Raw genomic sequence first — 19,772 nt, 5'->3', positions numbered from 1 at the left:
GGGCCTTCGACGAATCGGGGGGCACGGGCCGCACCCCCCGTATCGCCGGCCCCCTTACATGCGGAAGGTGGCGCTGAGCGAGAACACGCGACCGTTCTTGTAGATCGACGTCGGTGCGTCCGGCGTGCTGCTGTACTGATAATAGGTTTCGTCGAGCAGGTTCGACGCCGCCGCCGTGATGCCGATGCCTTCCGAAATCGCGTAGCTGATCTGCGCGTCGAGCTGACGGTAGGAGTCGGTATAGTCCGAGCTGGCCTGACGACCGAAGCGATAGAAATACTTCGAACGCCGGTTGTAGCTGACCCGGGCCTGGAACGGACCTTCCTCGTAATAGGGAACGATCGTGAAGGTGTGCCGCGACAGGAAGGGCAGGCCGTTGGCGAACGGGGTTTCCGCATCGGCAAAGGTGTAGCTGCCCTGCACGCCGAAGCCCCAGATCAGGTTGGTGTTGCCCGACAGCGAGATGCCGGTCACCGACGCCTTGCCGCCATTGCGCGGACGGTTGATCGAATACACGCCGGTACGGCCGGTCGCATCGTTGACCAGCGTTTCGTCCAGCACCGAATTGCCGACATAGTTCGAGATGTCGCGGTAGAAGAATTCCGCCGCAAGGAAGCTGGCCGGTGCGAAATACCATTCCGCCGACAGGCCGTAATTGGTCGCGGCATAGGGCTTGAGGTCGGCATTGCCGCCGCTGCCTTCGCCGATGTCGGTGCTCGGATTGGCCGGATTGGCGGTCAGCACGCGCACGTTGGTCGATCCGGCAAGATCGCCGTAGCGCGGACGGGCAATGACCTTGGCTGCCGAGGCGCGCAGCACGACGTCCTCACCCGCCTGAAAGATCACGTTGGCGGCCGGCAGGAAGCGCGTCTCGTCCGAATTGACCGTGGTCAGGAGGACCGAATTGTCCTGCTTCGTTTCATAGAAGGTCGAACGGTCCGACGTGTTGACCAGACGGCCGCCCACGTTGCCGCGAACCTTGCCCAGCTCGAAATTCGCCTGGATGTAGCCCGCCGCGATCTTTTCACGAACGCGCCAGTAATCGCCCTTCGACAGGCCGCGATCGTCGGTGAAGTTGCCGTACTTGGTCAGCGCGCCGAGAATGCCGTCCTTGTCGAGCGTGGCATAGGGCGTGCCGTTCCCGGACGTGCCGAGGCCGTTGTACAGGTTGCTGTCCTGAACGTAGAAATCGAGATCGGCCAGCGTATAGTTCTGGTTGGTGAAGATCGCGTTGCTGTAGGTCGTGTTGCCGTTCAGGTGCGAAGCATAGCGACCACCGAACAAGATGGTCTTGAGCGGACCGAAGTTGACGTCGCGCTTCACGTTCACTTCACCGAAGACCTCGTTGTCGGTGGTGAAGCCCGACTGGAGCGGGATGCCGCCGATCTGGCGACCGAAGAACTTGCGGCCATCGGTGGCGGTGATGTTCTCGCCGCCATTGGCGGTGAAGTTGCTCAGCCACTTGGTCGCGTCGCTGGCCGGCGAGTTCCAGTTGACCTGCGTGTTGCGGCCGTTCGCGCCGGCAGTGAAGCCCTGCTGCGTACGGAAGTCGAGCAGATATTCGGGGTCCTTGCCGCCGGTCGCGCGGGTGGCGCCGAGGTTGCCGTTGATGACCCAGTCGCCCGGCGTCCAGTCGACCAGCAGCGATACCGAGTCGTTCTTCAAGCGGGTACGGCGATAATAGGTGTCGAGCTGACCGGTCGATCCGGTGCCCGAGGTGATGCCGGTGAAGGTCGCCGAATCGACGATGCCCGGCTGGCCGTTCTGTCCCGGAACGAAGGTTGCCGCGGTCATCCGCGATCCTTCGAAGCCATATGTATATTCGGAATTCGACACGTTGTCGTAATTGCCGCGGATGATCAGCGCGGTGCCGGTGACGGTCAGGTTGTCGGTCGGCTTGGCCGAAACCGCGCCGCTGAAGCTGACGCGCTCGCGTTCCTGCTTGAAGAATTCGCGGGCGAGGAACGAGGCATAGCGCGAGGCGCTGAACGCCGCGATGGTGGCGGCGTTCGGGCGCGATCCGTTGATCGTGGCACCCATGACCGCGCGACCGTCAGCGCCATATTGGATCGGATTGCGCGATCCGTCGGCATTGGTGGTGCTGAAGCTCTCCAGCAGCGCGGCACCGGTGCGATACCAGTAGCTGGCGACGCCGGCACGGCTCAGCTGTTCCTTGTCGTAGCTGACCGAGCCGAGGAAGCCGATCGTCTCGTCCTGGTTCTTCCAGCTGTACAGCGCCGAACCGCGGAAGCTGCCGCGCTTGGCCCGGTCGTTATATTCGCCGCCGGCGGTGGCCGCGATCGTGTTCGACTTCAGCTCGAGCGGCTTGCGGGTGACGATATCGACGGTGCCGCCGATCGCGCCTTCCTGAAGCCGGGCTTCGGGGGTCTTGTACAGGACCGCCTGGCTGATGATCGTCGGCGACAGCAGCGAATAGTTGAACGAACGGCTCGAACGGTCGGACGGGTTGCCGCCCCAGTCGGCCGAGGCGACCGAATGGCCGTCGATGGTCACGCGGTTCAGCGCGGGCTCGGTACCGGCGATCGAAAGCTGCTCGCCTTCGCCGAACTGGCGGTCGACGGTGACGCCGGGCAGGCGGGCGAGCGAGTCGGCGATGTTGCTGTCGGGCAGCTTGCCCACGTCTTCAGCCGAGATGACGTCGACGATCGAATCTGCGCGGCGCTTGGTCGCGATCGAGTCGGCGATCGACTTGCGAATGCCGGTGACGGTGATCGTGTCGTCGTCAGCCGACGAAGGCGGCGTCGTGGTCGGCGCTTCCTGTGCCAGTGCCGGCGTCGCCACGGCGACCAGCGCGGTGGAGGCTAGATATGCGAAACGCGAAAAAGCCATGGTCCCTACCCCTTCTATCCAGGCGCGAATTGCGCCCTCCCCGATTGGCCGCGACGGGCAACGACGCCATGCGCCACGCTTTGGTACTATATTGGTACCATGCAAGCTCGTTTTGGTCGGTCGCAATGTGACCAATTACGATAATAAAATCTACATAAAAATGAAAAAGAGTTGCACCGGTGAGAAAATATGATGCTGTACCTAGTGAATTTGGCCGATTCACACCGTTATCCGCCGATCACGCGCAATATACTTACAAAAATACGGAAGGGCTGGTTAACCGTATACAGTAGTAGGTAGCGATCAGGCGGCGGTTCGAGGTAGTGCCAATCATAGTACGACGATGCCGGACGACCGGCTGATGTCCCCGGTTTTCGTTCCGCTCGCGCACTTGTGTAGTACCAAAAACATACCTATTACGGTGATTGTGAACGTCCAGACCGCCCTTTACGTTGATCGCCCGATGGGTATGAAGGGCGTGGGTATGGAATTTTCAGATCGGGTCGGCCGGTTGCGCGACGACGCGCACGCGCCGCTCTATGTCCAGTTGCAGCAGCTGGTCCGCACCGCGATCGAGCGGAAGATCCTGCAACAGGACGATGCGATCCCGCCCGAACGCGACCTGGCCGTCGAATATGACGTGTCGCGCATCACCGTGCGGAAGGCCATCGAGGGGCTGGCCAAGGAAGGTTTGGTCGTCCGGCGGCGCGGGGCGGGGACCTTCGTCGCGGCGCGGGTCGACAAGAGCTTTTCGAAGCTGTCGTCCTTTTCGGAGGATATGGTCGCGCGTGGCCGGGTGCCGAGCAGTGCGTGGGTGTCGAAATCGACCGGGCTGGTCACGCCCGAGGAATCGATGTCGCTGGGGCTGTCGCCGGGCGCGCCGGTCTATCGGTTTCAGCGGATGCGCTATGCCGACGACGTGCCGATGGCGGTCGAATATGCGACGATCGCGGGCAACTGCCTGCCGGGCGTCGATGCGGTCGGCGACTCGCTCTATGCGGCGCTGGAGGCGGCGGGATCGCGGCCGGTGCGTGCGTTGCAGCGGTTGCGCGCGATGGCGTTTCCCGCCGAACAGGCGCGGCGGCTGGGGGTCGAGACCGGTCATGCCGGGCTGTTCATCGAACGGCGCGGGTTCCTCGCCGATGGCGACACGGTCGAGTTTACCCAGTCCTATTATCGTGGCGACGCGTACGACGTGGTCGCCGAACTGAACGCAAGCTGATCCGGCGCGGGCCGGCACCAAGAGGGGGTTCATGACGTCCACCGTCGAAACCGGGCCGAAGCCGGTCGTTGCCGAGCATACCGCCATGCACCGCGAAGCGGGGGAGGGCGGTGCGTCCGCCGCCCGTTTCCTGTCGCGCAATGCGCAGGCGCTGGCCGATCTCGGCGCATCGCTGCGCGCCGATCCGCCGGCGCTGGTCGTCACCTGCGCGCGCGGGTCGTCGGATCATGCCGCGACCTATGGCAAATATCTGGTCGAGACGCTGTGCGGCGTGCCCGTTGCCAGCGCCGCGCCGTCGGTCGCGTCGGTCTATGCGACGCGGATGGAGCGGATGAACGCGCTGGTGATTGCGGTGTCGCAATCGGGCCGCAGCCCCGACCTGCTGCGCACGGTCGAAAGCTACAAGGCGGCGGGGGCGCGAGTCGTCGCGCTGGTCAATGTCGAGGATTCGCCGCTCGCCGCGCTGGCCGACACCGTGCTGCCGCTGTCGGCCGGGCCGGAAACGTCGGTCGCGGCGACCAAGTCGTTCATCGCGTCGCTGACCGGCCTCGCCGCGATCGCCGCGCACTGGAGCGAGGATGTGGCGCTGCTGGCGGCGCTGGACGCGCTGCCCGAACAGCTGGAGGCGGCGTTCGGGCTCGACTGGACGGCGGTTGCCGACACGCTGGTACAGGCGCGCAACCTGTTCGTGATTGGGCGCGGTTACAGCTTCGGCGTGGCGCAGGAAGCGGCATTGAAGATGAAGGAAACCTCGGCGCTCCATGCCGAGGCGTTCAGCAGCGCCGAAGTCCGCCACGGGCCGATGGCGATCATCAACGACGGCTTCCCGCTGCTCGGTTTCGCGACGTCGGACGATGCCGGCGACGACGTTCGCGCGGCGGCGGCGGAATTCGCGTCGCGCGGCGCGGCGGTGCATCTGGCCGATGCGTCCGATGGCGACAGCCACCCGCCGACGATCCGCAGCCATCCCGCGATCGAACCGATCCTGATGATCCAGAGCTTCTACCGCATGGTCAACACGGTGTCGCTGCGCCGGGGCCTGAACCCCGATCAGCCGCCGCATCTGCGCAAGGTCACTGAAACGCGATGAGCAGCTTCGTCTTCCGCGGCGGGCGCGTGCTCGCCGACCAGTGCCAGCAGGAAAGCTGCGCGTTCCGTGTCGAGGGCGGCGTCATCACCGATTTCCACGCCGGTGACGATGCGCAGGTGATCGACCTCGACGGCGGCTGGCTGGTCCCGGGTTTCGTCGATACGCAGGTCAATGGCGGCGGCGGGGTATTGTTCAACGACCACCCGACCGTCGCGGGCATCGCCGCGATCGGCGCGGCGCATGCGACCTATGGCACCACCGCCTTCCTGCCGACGCTCATCAGCGACCGGCTGGACGTGGTTGCCGCGGGCCTCGACGCGGTCGATGCCGCGATCGAGCAAGGCGTGCCGGGGGTGGTCGGCATCCATGTCGAAGGGCCGTTCCTGAACCCGCTACGCAAGGGCATTCACGACGCGAACCATTTCCGCGCACTGGACGATGCGGCGATCGAGTTGCTCACCCGGCCGCGCAAGGGCGTGGTGATGGTGACGTTGGCCCCCGAACGCAACGAACCCGCCGCCATCGAGCGGCTGGTCGCGGCCGGGGTGATCGTCAGCATCGGCCATAGCGATGCGACCTATGAAGAGGCGCGCACCGCGATCGACGCGGGCGCGCGCGGCGTAACGCATCTCTACAACGCGATGTCGCCGCTCAAGCATCGCGATCCGGGCGTGGTCGGGGCGGTGCTGGAGGACAAGTCGGTCTATGCCGGGCTGATCGTCGACGGCGCGCATCTGCATCCCGCCGCGATCCGCGTGGCGCTGGCGGCACGGCCGATCGACCGGTTCATGCTGGTGACCGATGCGATGCCGACGGTCGGTGCGAAAGCCAAGGAATTCGTGCTCAACGGGCAACCGATCCATGTCGAAAACGGCGTGTGCGTCGATGCCAACGGCACGCTGGCCGGATGCGATCTCGACATGGCGACGGCGGTGGCCAACACCCACGCACTGGGTGTCGCGTTCGAGGATGCGGTGGCGATGGCATCGGCCAATCCGGCCGCGTTCCTGCGCCTGTCGCACCGGATCGGCAGCCTCGATATCGGGCATAGCGCCGATTTCGTCTGGCTCGACCGGGACCTGACCGTGCGCGGCACGTGGATTGCGGGCAACCGCATCGTCTGATCCCGGTTCGCCGGGACGAACAACAGCATCCGCGCGGATCGCCGGGGGGCGGACGTGCGCACGAAGGGGCCGACCATGACCGCCATCCTGTTGACCGCACCGCTGCAAGGCTGGGCAAACGCGCTCGACGAGGTGCCCGACGCGGTGTTCGCGGGGCGGATGCTGGGCGACGGGGTCGCGATCGACCCGACCGGCGGCACGCTGCACGCGCCGTGCGACGGCGAGGTCCTCACGCTCCATGCCGGCGGCCATGCCATCACCCTGCGCGGGGAGGGCGGGGTCGAGCTGTTGATGCATGTCGGGATCGACACGGTGCAGCTGGGCGGCCGCGATTTCACCGCGCGGGTGGGGGTCGGCGACCGGGTCGAGCGTGGTCAGCCGCTGATCGATTTCGACCTCGACGCGCTGGTGCGGGCGGCACCGTCGCTGATGACGCCGCTCATCGTCACCAATGCCGATGCCTTTCGCATCGTCCGGCGCGAGACCGACCGGGTGGTCGGGATCGGCCAGTTGCTGATGACCGTCGAACCGATCGCCGCGACGATGGCCGCCCCGTCTTCGGCGGAGGGCGAGCGGATCGTCCGGCAGGTGCGCGTGGCGATGGCGCACGGCCTGCACGCGCGGCCGGCGGCGAAGATCGGCGAGGTCGCGCGCGGCTTCGTCGCGACCAGCTGGCTGGGCCGGGACGGGGCCGAAGCCCGCACCACCGGCGCGGTCGGCCTGCTCGGGCTGGGCGTGCGGTTCGGCGACACGATCGACGTGATCGCGAGCGGCCCCGACGCGCGCGAAGCCGTCGCCGCGCTGGTGACGCTGATCGAGAGCGGCATGGGGGAGCGCGCCAGAGAGGCGGCGACCAGTCCCGTGGTCACTCCGCCACCGCCGCCGCCAGCGGTCGCATTGCCCGAGGGGCAGCTGGCGGGCACGCTGGCCGCGCCGGGCTATACGATCGGCACCGGCCGCTGGCTGCGCGTCGCCGACATCGCGGTGCCGGTCGATGGACAAGGCGCGGCGATCGAGGCGGCACGGCTCGATTCGGCGCTGTCGGCGGTGCGCGAGACGCTGGCCACGACCACCGGCGAGGGGGCGGCGATCCGCGCCGCGCATATCGCGTTCCTCGACGATGCCGATCTGCGCGACGCCGCGAACGGCGCCATCGGCGACGGGCGCGATGCCGGCCATGCGTGGCGCGCGGCGACGCGGGCGCAGGCGGCGACGCTCCGTAATCTCGGCGACGCGCGGCTGGCCGAGCGTGCCGACGATCTGCTCGACCTCGAACGGCAGGTGCTTGGCGAACTGACCGGCACGGAGGCGGAGGCGATGACCTTCCCCGCCGGCACTATCCTGCTCGCCGACGATCTGTTGCCGTCGCAGGTGATGGCGATCGATCCGGCCAGCGTCATCGGCCTCGCGGTAGAGCGTGGCGGGCCGACCTCGCACGTCGCGATTCTCGCGGCGACAATGGGTCTGCCCGCGCTGGTCGCGATCGGTACGCCGCTGGGTAAGGTCGCCGATGGCGCGACGCTGATCCTCGACGCCGATGGCGGCGTGCTGCACGTCGATCCCGATGCCGCGACGCTGGCCGAGGCACGCGCCCATGCCGATCGCCGCACCGCCGACCGCGACGCCGCGCTCGCCTGCGCGACCGAAGCCTGTGTGACGCTCGACGGCGTCCGGATCGAGGCGTTCGCCAATCTCGGTTCGATCGAGGATGCGAAGGCGGCGATGGCCAATGGCGCGGAAGGGTCGGGGCTGCTGCGCACCGAATTCCTGTTCCTCGACCGCGACAGCGCGCCCGATGTCGCAGAACAGGCCGCGCTATATGGTGCGATCGCCGCCGAACTCGATGGGCGGCCGCTGATCGTGCGGCTGCTCGATATCGGCGGCGACAAGCCTGCCCCCTATCTGCCGATCGCGCCGGAGGAAAATCCGGCGCTGGGCCTGCGCGGCATCCGGGTCGCGCTGGCTATGCCCGATATCCTCGAAACCCAGTTGCGCGGCATCCTGTCGGTGCGGCCGGTCGGGCAATGCCGGATCATGATCCCGATGGTCGCGAGCGTCGCCGAAATCGCCGCCGTGCGCGCGGTGGTCGACCGGTTGCGCGCCGAACTGGGCATCACCGACCGAGTCGAGGTCGGCATCATGGTCGAAACCCCGGCGGCGGCGGTCACCGCCGCGACGCTGGCTGCGCATGCCGATTTCCTGTCGATCGGCACCAATGACCTGACCCAATATGCACTGGCGATGGATCGCGGCAATCCGGCGGTCGCGTCCGGCATCGACGGGCTGCACCCCGCCGTGCTGCAACTGATCGCGCACACGACCGACGGGGCCGCACGGCATCGTCGCTGGGTCGGGGTATGCGGCGGGCTGGCATCGGATCGGCTGGCGATCCCGCTGCTGGTCGGGCTCGGCATCACCGAATTGTCGGCGTCCCCGCGCTTCGTGCCCGAATTGAAGGCGCTGGTCCGGCGGCTCGATACCCATCGCTGCCGGTTGCTGGCGGTCCGCGCGCTTGCGGCGGCATCGCCGGCCGAAGTGCGGATCATGGTTCGCGAATTTCTTCAGGAGCAGGGCGTATGAAGTCGATCGTCGAAACGCTGCAGCCGATCGGCCGTGCGCTCATGCTGCCGATCGCGGTCCTGCCGGTGGCGGGGCTGTTGCTGCGGCTGGGCCAGCCCGACCTGCTCGACATCGCCCTGCTGGCGGCGGCGGGCGATGCGCTGTTCAACAATCTCGGCCTGCTGTTCGCGATCGGCGTCGCCTGCGGTATCGCGCGCGACGGCAACGGCGCGGCGTGCCTTGCCGGCGTGGTCTGCTATCTGGTTGTCAAGAATGGCGGGCCGGTGTTCCTGACCGTACCGGCCGACGTGACGCAGGGCTTCGATGCGGGCGTGACAGCGACGCTGTCGGCGGCGTGGAAGGCAAAGGCCTTTGCCAAGCTCGACGTGCCGATCGGGATCGTCGCTGGGCTGATCGGCGGTCATGCCTATAATCGCTATGCGACGATCAAGGTGCCGGAATATCTGGCGTTCTTCGGCGGGCGGCGGTTCGTGCCGATCGTCAGCGGCGTGGTGGGCATCGGCATCGCCATCGTGGTGGGGCTGAGTTTCGGCGGCATCACCACCGCGCTCGATCTGCTCAGCCGGGGCCTTGTGGCGTCGGGCAGCTTCGGCCTGTTCGGGTTCGGCCTGCTCAACCGGCTGCTGCTGGTCACCGGGCTGCATCATATCCTCAACAACGTCGCATGGTTCGTGCTCGGCGATTTCGGGGGGACGACCGGCGATCTGCGTCGCTTCTTCGCCGGCGATCCGACCGCGGGGGCGTTCATGGCCGGTTATTTCCCGGTGATGATGTTCGGCCTGCCCGCCGCATGCCTTGCCATGTACCGATCGGCGCTGCCCGACCGGCGCAAGGCGGTGGGCGGCATGTTGCTCAGCCTCGCGCTGACCAGCTTCCTGACCGGCGTGACCGAGCCGATCGAATTCTCGTTCATGTTCCTCGCGCCCGTGCTGTACGCGATCCATGCGGTGCTGACCGGGCTGTCGATGGCGCTGATGGACTGGCTGGGGGTGAAGCTCGGCTTCGGTTTTTCGGCCGGCCTGTTCGACTATGTGCTGAACTATGGGAAGGCGACCCGGCCGCTGATGCTGCTGCCGGTCGGTGCCGTCTATTTCGCGCTGTATTACGGGGTGTTCCGCTTCTTCATCGTGCGGTTCGACCTGAAGACGCCGGGCCGCGATGCCAGTGCGCCGACCATGACCGGCGCCCCGGCCACCGGCGATGGCGCGCGCGGGCGGGCGTTCCTCGCCGCGCTGGGCGGCAGCGGCAACCTCGTCAGCATCGGGGCATGCACCACCCGGCTGCGGCTGGTCGTTGCGGACCAAGCGCTGGTCGACGAAGCGGCGCTGAAGGCACTAGGCGCGATGGGCGTGCTGCGCCCCTCGGCACGCGCGGTGCAGGTCGTGGTCGGCCCGATCGCCGATCAGGTAGCGGAAGAAATTCGCGAAGCCGGGGCCAACGGTCCGGCCGCCCCCCCGCCCCCGGTCCCGTCAGCCGAAGTGCCTGTCACGCAGCCCACCCTTCCGGCGGCGCTGATCGAGGCGTTGGGCGGGGCAGGTGCGATCCTGTGCGTCGAACCGCTGGCGGGCCGGATGCGCGTCGAACTGGCCCAACCGGCGACGATCGATCCCGCGACGTTGCCGGGCGTCCGCGCGGTGGCACAGCCGAGCGCGACGGTGGTGCATCTGTTGCTGTCATAGTCCGAAGGTGTGTTGCGGAATTAGCACGGCTGTTAGCAATACGTGTCGCATATATGGTATCTAGTTTCATTCGATATTGACCCGTGTGCGTGCTGGCGGAAAACTGTCGCACAGGTGAACAGGCCGTGCGACGTGACGGGTGACGGTGCGACCCGACTGGGCCGGACCCTTCCTCAAGCGACAAACGCGACGCTGCGCCAACAAGGGGGATTCAATGAAATCGATAACGAAGCTGCTCGCCACATCCTGTCTCGCGACGATGCTGGCTGGTACCGCCCATGCGCAGGTCGTGCCCGTAGAGGCACTGCCCGATACGAACACCGCGACGACCGACAACGACGACGACGCGATCGTCGTCACCGGCACGCGTATACGTCGGCCCAATGCCACGTCGGCCGCGCCGATCCAGTCGGTTACGTCGGAAGAAATCCGCTTGCAGGCGGCTGTCAATGTCGAGGACGTTCTCAACCGCTTGCCGCAGATCGCACCGGATGCGCAGCAGAATTATCAGGATTCGGACGGTCGCCAGCGGATCAAGTTGCGCAGCCTCGGCTTCGAACGCACGCTGACGCTGGTCGACGGATTGCGGCTGGGTACGCAGAACGGCGTCGACGCCGGTATGATCCCAGTGGCGCTGATCGAACGCATCGACGTCCTTTCCGGCGGTGCATCGTCGGTCTACGGCTCGGATGCCGTCGCCGGGGTCGTCAACTTCATCCTGCGCAAGGACCTGGACGGCATCAATCTGAATGCCAACTACAATTTCTACAATCACGAGAATAAGGACACGCTGGTCAGTCCCTATGCCCGCGCGGCGGGGTTCCCGGTGCCGCGTGGCCTGACCAACGACGGCGCGCGCGTCGATTTGACGCTGTCGGCGGGCACGAAACTGTTCGACGACCGGCTGAGCGTCATGGGCTTCGTCAACTATCGCAAGGCTGACCTGGTCCCTTACGATGCCCGCGCCAGCTCGGCATGTCAGCTGGTGGAGGCCGGGATCGATGGCCCGCTCAGCTGCTCGACCTCGACCTACACCCAGTACGGTTACCTTAGCCCGCGCGGCGGCACGCAGGCGAACCGTGTCTATGCCAACAACCCCGATGGTACCCGGACGTTCGTTCCGTTCGGCGTGGGCATCCAGGCGAATCCGTTCGACGGGTATTCGTACCAGCGCGAAAGCAACCGCCTGAATGCCGGCGGGTTCGTATCGCTGAAGCTGTCGGACGCGGTCGAGCTGTATGGTAACGGCTTGTGGTTCAAGGACAAGTCGTACAATCGTTTCCCGGCACGGGTGTTCAGCTTCACCGCCTATGGTTCGACCCCGTTCAGCGTGAACTGCAACAACCCGCTGATGTCGACGGCACAGCAGGCCGCGATCTGCGGTACGGCGGCGGGTACGTCGACGCTGTTGCCGATCGAGGTACGCTATCGCTTTAACGCGCTGCCCTATTCGGCCGATCTGTACGAGAATCAGGGCATTCGCGCTGTCGGTGGCGTGCGCGGGACCATCGCCGAAGCGTGGAGCTATGACGTCGCCGGCGTCTATGTGCGCAGTCAGCAGGACGTGACCAATGGTCCGTTCCCGGAATTCGCAAAGATCAACCGGTCGCTGAACGTCGTCAACGTGGGTGGCACGCCGACGTGCGCCACGGGTACCGCCGACGGCTGCGTCCCGTTCGATGCCTTCACTGCGAACAACAACAATACGGCGCTCTACGATTATCTGTTCAGCGGTCGCGACGGTACGTACGGCAACGTCACTCAGTTGTTCGACGTGGTGGCCAACCTGTCGGGTGACCTGGGCAAGTACGGTATCACTGCGCCATGGGCGGACCAGGGCGTGGCATTCGCCATTGGGGCCGAATATCGCAAGGACCGTTTCCTCGGCACCGCCAACCAGGCGTTCCGTGAGCAGAATGGCGGCGAGAATTTCCAGCTGCGGCAGAGCGTGAAGGAAGCCAACGTCGAAGTGCAGGTGCCGCTGGTCGAGAAGCAGCGCTGGACGCATCTGTTGCAGGTCAATGCCGGCTATCGCCTATCAAAGTACGATACCAATCCGGATACGTTCAGCACGTATAAGATCGAGGCGCTGTGGGCTCCGATTCAGGACGTCACCTTCCGCGGCGCGTTCAACAAGGCGCAGCGCGCGCCGACCGTGATCGAGATCCGGCAGGCGACACAGCGGCAGTACGGCACGCAGGGTGGTTCGCAGAACGACTTCTGCGCCAGCACAACCATTCAGGTACCCGATCCCACTGATCCCACGCGCACCATCACGCAAACCGTAGCACCGCGTGCGTCGATCGACGTCTGTCGCGCCACCGGCCTTGCGGATTCGCTGTATGGCAGCCCGACGCTGAACTGCCCGAATAACCAGTGCACGGTGTTCACCGGCGGCTTTACCGTCGATCCCGAAACCGCTTGGACCAAGACGTTCGGGGTGGTGCTCAAGCCGCGCTTCCTGCCGGGGCTGACCTTTTCGGTCGATCGCTTCCTGATCGATATCGATGACTCGATCGGCTATGCGGATTACAGCTATTGGCAGGAAGGCTGTCTGACGTCAGGCGGCGACTCGTATTTCTGCGACAAGATCGTCCGCGCGCCGACCACCGGTATTTTGTACAGCGCGCCGGCGAGCAATCCGACCTCGGGCTATATACAGCAGGGTACGACCAACACGTACAAGACCAAGGCGCATGGTTGGGACTTCCAGGGCCAGTATGTTCTGCCGATCGACCGGTTCGGTACGCTCGACTGGATCTTTAACGGATCGTGGACGACGCTGGCTGGCAATCAGGAATCGCCGATCCGCGACGAACGCAACTGCGCAGGGCTTTTCGGCAATGGTTGCGGGCAGCTGATCCCGAAATGGACCCATGGCTTGCGCACCACCTACATCACGCCGGACAAGGTCGCGTCGATCTCGTTCAACTGGCGCTATGTCGGCTCGCTGACCCATGCCAAGAACTCGGGCGACCCCGCCCTCGGCGGCACGCCGGAGGACGCACGCAAGACCTTCTATCGCTTCGATCCGGTCAGCTATTTCGATCTGGCGGCAACGTTCGCGGTCGGGCGGCAGTTCACGCTCCGTTTCTCCGCCAACAACCTTCTCGACAAGGTGCCGCCGATCCTGCCGAACTCCTATGACGTATCGCTGGCGCGCAACAACACGATCCCGGCGCGCTACGACTCGCTGGGTCGTCAGATTTCGATTGGCGCTACCGTTAACTTCTGATCCTGCTTTTCGGGTAACGAACTGGCCCTGTGACCATCGCGGTGACAGGGCCTTTTCGCGTCAGGCGCTGCGCAGGCTCGCCGACTTCGACACCGTGCTGCGTCCGTCGTCGCCGGTGACGGCATAGGTGAAGCCCGGCAGGATCGCGAAGGCGCCGACCTGTCCACGCGCGTCCATCGCGAGGAAACCGACCTGCACCCCGTCGAGCGCCGACCCGCGCAACCGGGCGATATGCTCGACCGCTTCGCGACAGGCCGCCATCGGCGACATGCCGGCGCGCAACGACGATACGACGCGGGCGGTGCCGGCGATCCGAGTCACTTCCTCGCCCAGACCGGTGGCGGTTGCGGCACCTACCCCGGCCTCGACGAACAGGCCGCTGCCGACCTGCGGCGAGTCACCCACCCGGCCGTGCAGCTTGAACGCCATGCCCGACGTCGTGCAGGCACCGGCCAGCGATCCGTCGGGCGCGCGCGCGATCATGCCGATCGTGTCATGGTCGAGCGACCCGCCGAGCGGGGCACGGGCGTTCTCGCTATTGGCGGCCGGCGCATATTTCGACGTTTTCAGCCATTTGCGCCATTCGGCCTCGGCTTCGGGGGTCAGCAGCTTTTCGGCGGTGAAGCCGTTGGCCAGCGCGAATTGCCGTGCGCCGTCGCCGACCAGGAAGGTGTGCGGGGTACGCTCCATCACCGCGCGCGCGACCGAAATCGGATGGGCGATATCCTCCATCGCCGCCACCGCACCGACATGGCCCTTGTCGTCCATGACGACGGCGTCCAGCGTGACGCGCCCGTCGCGATCAGGATAGCCGCCCTTGCCCACCGAATGGTTGGTCAGGTCGGCTTCGGGCACCTGCGCCCCGGCTTCGAGCGCGTCGATCAACGTGCCGCCGCGCTTGAACCGGGCAACGGCGGCATCGTTCGCGGCGGCACCGAAGTCCCATGTCGAAGCGACGCGCAGGACGCCGCCGGCACGCGGCCGGGCGGGCAGGGTCGCCGATGCGGTGGCGGCGGCGAGGCCGGCGATCGCGGTGCGGCGGGTGATGGTCGGCATGGTCGGCATGGTCGGCCCCGTTTTTACTGGTGATGCGCGGTTGTGCGCAGTCGCCGGGAACGGGGCAAGCCTATACCGCGATCTCGCGCAGCACCGCGTCGAGCACCGGAAACCCCGCCGGGGTCAGCGCCAGCCGGTCGCCCTCGCGCGCCACCAGTCCCTGCCGCGCCAGCAGCGCCACCGCGGGGGCGCGCACTACCGCGTCGATCGGTCGTGCGCCCAGCGCCGCGACGCGGGCAAGGTCGATCCCCTCGCGCATCCGCAGGCCCATCACCAGCGCCTCGGTCACGCGTTCGTCGGGGGTCAGCGCATCCTCGCGTTCGATGCCATGGCCGTTGCGCGTCACCGCCGCGATCCAGTTCTCGGGCTTCTTGCGTCGGACCGTCGCCATGCCTCCACGCCGGCCATGCGCGCCCGGACCGATACCGGCATAGTCGCGATAGCGCCAATAGGTCAGGTTGTGGCGGCTCTCCGCACCCGGCCGGGCATGGTTCGACACCTCGTACAGCGGCAGGCCGGCGGCCGACGTCATCGCCTGCGTGGTTTCGAACAGGTCGGCGGCAAGGTCGGAATCGGGCAGGGTCAGCGCCCCCTTTGCCGCTAGCGTCGCAAAGCGCGTGCCCGGCTCGATGGTCAACTGGTACAGCGACAGATGCTCGGTCCCGAACGACAGCGCACGGGCGAGTTCGGCTTGCCACTGGTCGAGCGACTGGCCGGGCCGGGCATAGATCAGGTCGAAACTGACCCGAGCGAAATGGCGCTGCGCGACGCCGAGCGCGGCCAGTGCCTCCTCGACGCCATGCGCGCGTTCGAGGAAGGCGAGGGCATCGTCGTGCAACGCCTGCACGCCCAGCGACACGCGATTGACGCCGGCGGCGGCGATATCGGCGAAGCGCGCGGCCTCGACCGACGACGGATTCGCCTCCAGCGTGATTTCGATATCATCGGTCGGCGGCCACGCGCGGCACGCGGCATCGATGATCGCGGCGACGGTCGCCGGCGGCATCAGCGACGGCGTACCGCCCCCGAAAAAGATCGACGCCAACCGCCGGTCGGGCAGCGCGGCGACCTCATGCGCCAGATCGGCGAGTAGCGCCTGCAACCACGCCGCCTGATCGACCGTATCGCGGACATGGCTGTTGAAGTCGCAATAGGGGCATTTCGACACGCAGAACGGCCAGTGGACGTAGAGCGCCAGCGGCGGCAGCGTGAGCGGAGGTTGGTCGGGCACCATCGCCGTCCCATATGGGCGTCATGCGATCGATACAAATACTCGCGCCGGTTTTGCTGCTGACCGGCTGTTCGTCGGGCGGCGAGGCAGGCCCCGAACGCATCGTCGAACCGCGCACGTTCGAAGGGCCGGCACCGCACGGACCGGCGCTGTTGCGACAGGCGATGGACGCGGGTCACCGGGCGGCGCGGGCAGCGGCGGGACTGGCCCCGCTCGACTGGGACCCGGCACTGGCGCGCGATGCCGGACGCTATGCCGATACGCTGGCGAAGACCGGTCGGTTCGAACATTCGGCGCAACCGCGCGGGGCCCCCGAACAAGGTGAGAATTTGTGGACCGGCACGCGCGGTGCCTATCGCTACGACGAAATGGTCGGGCATTGGGTCGCCGAACGGCGCGACTATCTGCCGGGCGTGCTGCCCGCTGTGTCCCGCACCGGCAAGTTCGGCGATGTCGGGCATTACACCCAGATCATGTGGCGGACGACGCAGCGGTTCGGCTGTGCCGAGGCGAGCAACGCGCGCGACGACTATGTCGTGTGCCGCTACGTGCCGGCCGGCAATGTCGCGGGACAGCGCGCTTATTAGTAGAGGCGACGGTCCTGCAGCACCTTCCACGCGACGCCGCTGAGAAGCGGTCCTATCCCGCTGGCGGTCGATGCGCTCGATCGACTGTCGGTCTCCATCCGTGCGCCGGTCATCCTCACCCAGGTCGACGTAGCACCAACGCAGTCTACGAACGTCGTCGTTGCCTTGGGTGCCTCTGTCGCCGAAGGTGCCGGTTCCACCATCAATGCCTTTCGGGGCTGGACCGATCGGCTGGCAGCGCGACCCGGGCATCAACGACATCGACCGCAGCTTAGATCAACGGGGGGCGATCCAGTCACGGCTGATGCCCTGATCGCGGCCGACAAGCAGATCATCGAGCGCGCGGACGATCCCGCCCTGACAGGATACTGCCGGTGAAAGCGAGCGATGCGAGGCTGTACGGCAGGCGCTCGACCGCTTCGGCCGTGATCGCTGACAAAGCCGATCCTCGGTACCGCGACGGTGATAAACTTCCCCCAAAAGACGTCGGCTACAAGGTCATGGCAGACGCGATCGATCTGGCTGCAAACACTGGAAATTGACGGCGACGCGGCGCAGGCATCTTGGGATGCATGATCGCACCGCCGGGGGCTGAGCAATACCCGCGCATCGTTGCTTGATGGCCCGTCGTAGGGCTGTCGCCGCGCGCCGTCCGGGGCGCGGGCTCAGGTCGGCATGCGGAACTGCTGCCGCAACGCCTTGTCGAACAGCCTCGCGGGCATGAGGCGACGCAGCAGGCTGATTTGCCGCGCGACCTTGCCGACGGGGTAACGCTGGCGCGGCTGTGCGACCGTGGCGGCCAGACGTACGGCGTCCGCTACGTCGTCGGGAGTGTCGGCGGTGAGCTTGGACTTGGTATAGAAGTCATGCACCCAAGCGCGGCCTGCCGCGTATGCCGCCAGCTTTGCATCCGGTTCGAGCGAGCTATGGTCGAACGAGCCCTGGACGGTGCCCGGTTCGATCAAGGCCACGCGCACGTTGAACGCCCGGACTTCGTGGTCAAGCGATTCCGAATAGCCTTCGAGTGCGTATTTGCTTGCCGCATAATGCGCTGAATATGGTGCGGGAACGAAACCGAGGGCCGAGCTGATATTGACGATACGTCCTGCTCGCTGCAGCCGCATCGACGGCAACACGGCGTTGGTCATGCGCATCACCCCGAACAGGTTGACGTCGAACAGCTGCTGGACCTGGGCCACCGAAGATTCTTCGGCACCCCCGAACATGCCCAGACCAGCGTTGTTGACCAGCACGTCGATGCGGCCGGCGCGTTCGAGTATCGTCGTCACCAGTGCTGCGACGGACGCATCGTCGGTCACGTCGCACGCCAGCATCGTGACGTCTTCAGGGCTCCCGCCACTCGGCCTGCGGCTCGTGCCGAAAACCGTGAAGCCCGTGCGAGCCAGGGCCTCGGCACTTGCCTTTCCGATGCCGGAAGAGGCACCCGTCACGAGAGCGATCCTGCTGGATGTCGAATTCATCGGTGTCTCCTTATCTGTTAGACGCTCCGGACGACCCCGGTCGGGCAGGCGTCGAGAAATGCCATGGCCCTCGCCACGAAGGCGGCGTGATACGGGAAGATGCCGCCATGCCCGGCGTCGGGATACAGGACGAGTTCGGCCCCGGGGATGCGGCGCGTCAGATCCGACGAGTTCTCGCTCGCGCCCGGGTCATTGCGGTTCCCTCGCTTGTGCGATCCGAAGGAGCGGGACGCGTGTATCCGTCATTGGACCGTTACCACCACCTTGCCCTTCGCGCGGCCGCTATCGACGTAGTCGATCGCTTCGTTCAGCGCATCGAAAGTGAAGGTTCGGCCAACCACAGGTCGGATCGCACCGTCCTCGACCAGCGCGCCGATCCGGGCGAGTTGATCGCCATCGGCCCGCATGAACAGGAAGGCATAATCGACGCCTGCGCGCCTCGCCCGGCGGCGAATGCCGGCACTCATCAGGCGCAGGATGAGGCGGATCAGAGGATTGAGGCCCTGCGCTCTCGCAAAGGCGGGATCGGGCGGTCCCGAGATCGAGATCAGCTTGCCGCCGGGCTTCAACACCTTCAGCGATCGTTCGAGCGTTTTGGGGTCGAGATTGTTGAGGACAACGTCGTATCCCGACAGCAGGGTCGTGAAGTCCTGCGTCCTGTAATCGATGACGACGTCGGCACCGAGGCTGCGGACCAGATCTGCGTTGGTGGCGCTCGCCGTCGTCGCGACGGTCGCGCCGAGATACTTGGCGAGCTGGATCGCGATCGTGCCGACCCCGCCCGAGCCGGCATGGATCAGCACCTTCTGCCCCGGCTTCAGACCGGCTTCCTCGACGAGCACCTGCCACGCGGTCAGCGCAACGAGCGGCAGCGACGCCGCCTCCGCCATCGTTGCATTGGCGGGCTTCGGTGCCAGATCGGCCGCGTTGACCGCGATCCGCTCGGCGAAGGTGCCGATGTGTCGGTCGCGCGGACGACCATAGACGGCATCGCCGACCTTGAAGCGGGTTACGCCTGTACCGACGCCGACCACGATGCCCGCCAGATCATGTCCGAGGATGACGGGCGGCTTGTATGGCAGGATCGGCTTGAACGCGCCGTCACGGATTTTTCCGTCGAGTGGATTGACTGCAGTCGCATGGATTTCGACCAGCACCTCGCCGGCTGCGGCAACGGGGTCGGTCACGTCGGAACGCTTCAGTTGCTGCCCCTTGCCGTACCGTTCCAGCACATACGCCTTCATGCCGCGTGCTCCGCGAGCCAATCGATCGCGTCGGTCGGCTGGTCGGTAAAGCTGCCGCCAAAGCCCGCCCCCGCATTGTCGATGCGGACGCCGATCCGGTCGTTATCGTGCAACCGCGGCTTAACGACGGCGAACTGGTCGGGCTGCGTTAGATCGGCGGGCAGGACCTCGACCGCGACGCCGGCGTCATCGTTCGGTCGCAACGCCGGTCCATCGAGGCGACCCTCGTCGCGGGTGACCAGCACAAGGCCGTGCCCGCGGCGCGTGAGACGATCGGCGTTGGTCGCACCGATAGCAGTGGAAGCACCAGTGATGAGAACGGCAGGGTCGGTCATCGGATTGCCCTTTCCATAGGCGTCGCTATATTGATGACATGCGTCATGATTATTAAAT

The 19,772-nt window shown here is 66.2% G+C and carries 14 protein-coding genes; 8 read left to right on the top strand and 6 right to left on the bottom strand.

Annotation, left to right across the window (positions count from 1 at the left end; all coding sequences use genetic code 11):
- Positions 1–54: 54 nt before the first annotated feature.
- Positions 55–2,850: a TonB-dependent receptor gene (locus ASE70_RS17670; protein WP_056507657.1), complete on the bottom strand. Its 2,796-nt coding sequence runs from the start codon at positions 2,848–2,850 to the stop codon at positions 55–57.
- Positions 2,851–3,334: 484 nt separating this feature from the next.
- Between ASE70_RS17670 and ASE70_RS17665 the strand changes: the two genes are divergently transcribed.
- The 6 genes from ASE70_RS17665 to ASE70_RS17640 all read left to right on the top strand — a co-directional run bounded on the left by ASE70_RS17665 (position 3,335) and on the right by ASE70_RS17640 (position 13,780).
- A complete protein-coding gene (locus ASE70_RS17665; protein WP_056398169.1) occupies positions 3,335–4,072 on the top strand; it encodes a GntR family transcriptional regulator in 738 nt (245 codons plus the stop codon).
- Positions 4,073–4,103: 31 nt separating this feature from the next.
- Positions 4,104–5,162: an SIS domain-containing protein gene (locus tag ASE70_RS17660; protein WP_056507656.1), complete on the top strand. Its 1,059-nt coding sequence runs from the start codon at positions 4,104–4,106 to the stop codon at positions 5,160–5,162.
- Complete coding sequence (gene nagA / locus ASE70_RS17655) at positions 5,159–6,286, top strand: N-acetylglucosamine-6-phosphate deacetylase (protein ID WP_056398163.1); 1,128 nt, start codon at positions 5,159–5,161, stop codon at positions 6,284–6,286. Before ASE70_RS17660 ends, nagA begins: the two co-directional genes overlap by 4 nt.
- A 75-nt stretch (positions 6,287–6,361) precedes the next feature.
- The gene (gene ptsP, locus ASE70_RS17650; RefSeq protein ID WP_056507654.1) at positions 6,362–8,866 is read left to right on the top strand and encodes a phosphoenolpyruvate--protein phosphotransferase; all 2,505 of its coding nucleotides are present in this window, start codon (positions 6,362–6,364) and stop codon (positions 8,864–8,866) included.
- Entirely contained in the window at positions 8,863–10,545 is a 1,683-nt protein-coding gene (gene nagE, locus ASE70_RS17645) for an N-acetylglucosamine-specific PTS transporter subunit IIBC (protein ID WP_056507652.1), read from the top strand. The genes ptsP and nagE overlap by 4 nt, the downstream gene beginning before the upstream one ends.
- Before the next feature lie 214 nt (positions 10,546–10,759).
- Positions 10,760–13,780, top strand: a complete 3,021-nt coding sequence (locus tag ASE70_RS17640; protein WP_082451116.1) for a TonB-dependent receptor domain-containing protein — start codon at positions 10,760–10,762, stop codon at positions 13,778–13,780.
- Positions 13,781–13,840: 60 nt separating this feature from the next.
- On the opposite strand, the gene ASE70_RS17635 is transcribed toward ASE70_RS17640, so the two are convergent.
- Entirely contained in the window at positions 13,841–14,845 is a 1,005-nt protein-coding gene (locus ASE70_RS17635) for a N(4)-(beta-N-acetylglucosaminyl)-L-asparaginase (protein ID WP_327196840.1), read from the bottom strand.
- Positions 14,846–14,906: 61 nt separating this feature from the next.
- The gene (hemW, locus tag ASE70_RS17630; protein ID WP_056507650.1) at positions 14,907–16,070 is read right to left on the bottom strand and encodes a radical SAM family heme chaperone HemW; all 1,164 of its coding nucleotides are present in this window, start codon (positions 16,068–16,070) and stop codon (positions 14,907–14,909) included.
- 20 nt (positions 16,071–16,090) lie between these two features.
- Here hemW and ASE70_RS17625 point away from each other — a divergent pair, with 20 nt between their 5' ends.
- Positions 16,091–16,654, top strand: a complete 564-nt coding sequence (locus ASE70_RS17625; RefSeq protein ID WP_235520047.1) for a CAP domain-containing protein — start codon at positions 16,091–16,093, stop codon at positions 16,652–16,654.
- 374 nt (positions 16,655–17,028) lie between these two features.
- Positions 17,029–17,196, top strand: a complete 168-nt coding sequence (locus ASE70_RS20060; RefSeq protein WP_156347355.1) for a hypothetical protein — start codon at positions 17,029–17,031, stop codon at positions 17,194–17,196.
- A gap of 123 nt (positions 17,197–17,319) precedes the next feature.
- On the opposite strand, the gene ASE70_RS17615 is transcribed toward ASE70_RS20060, so the two are convergent.
- The 3 genes from ASE70_RS17615 to ASE70_RS19395 form a co-directional block, all read right to left on the bottom strand.
- Positions 17,320–18,135, bottom strand: a complete 816-nt coding sequence (locus tag ASE70_RS17615) for an oxidoreductase (protein WP_082451115.1) — start codon at positions 18,133–18,135, stop codon at positions 17,320–17,322.
- Between the two features lie 242 nt (positions 18,136–18,377).
- The gene (locus ASE70_RS17610) at positions 18,378–19,379 is read right to left on the bottom strand and encodes an NADP-dependent oxidoreductase (RefSeq protein WP_056507641.1); all 1,002 of its coding nucleotides are present in this window, start codon (positions 19,377–19,379) and stop codon (positions 18,378–18,380) included.
- A complete protein-coding gene (locus ASE70_RS19395) occupies positions 19,376–19,714 on the bottom strand; it encodes an SDR family NAD(P)-dependent oxidoreductase (RefSeq protein ID WP_200925679.1) in 339 nt (112 codons plus the stop codon). Before ASE70_RS19395 ends, ASE70_RS17610 begins: the two co-directional genes overlap by 4 nt.
- Between the last annotated feature and the right edge of the window lie 58 nt (positions 19,715–19,772).

This window comes from Sphingomonas sp. Leaf22 (assembly GCF_001421715.1).
Classification (GTDB): domain Bacteria; phylum Pseudomonadota; class Alphaproteobacteria; order Sphingomonadales; family Sphingomonadaceae; genus Sphingomonas.
This window is presented reverse-complemented; position numbering and strand designations above follow the sequence as displayed.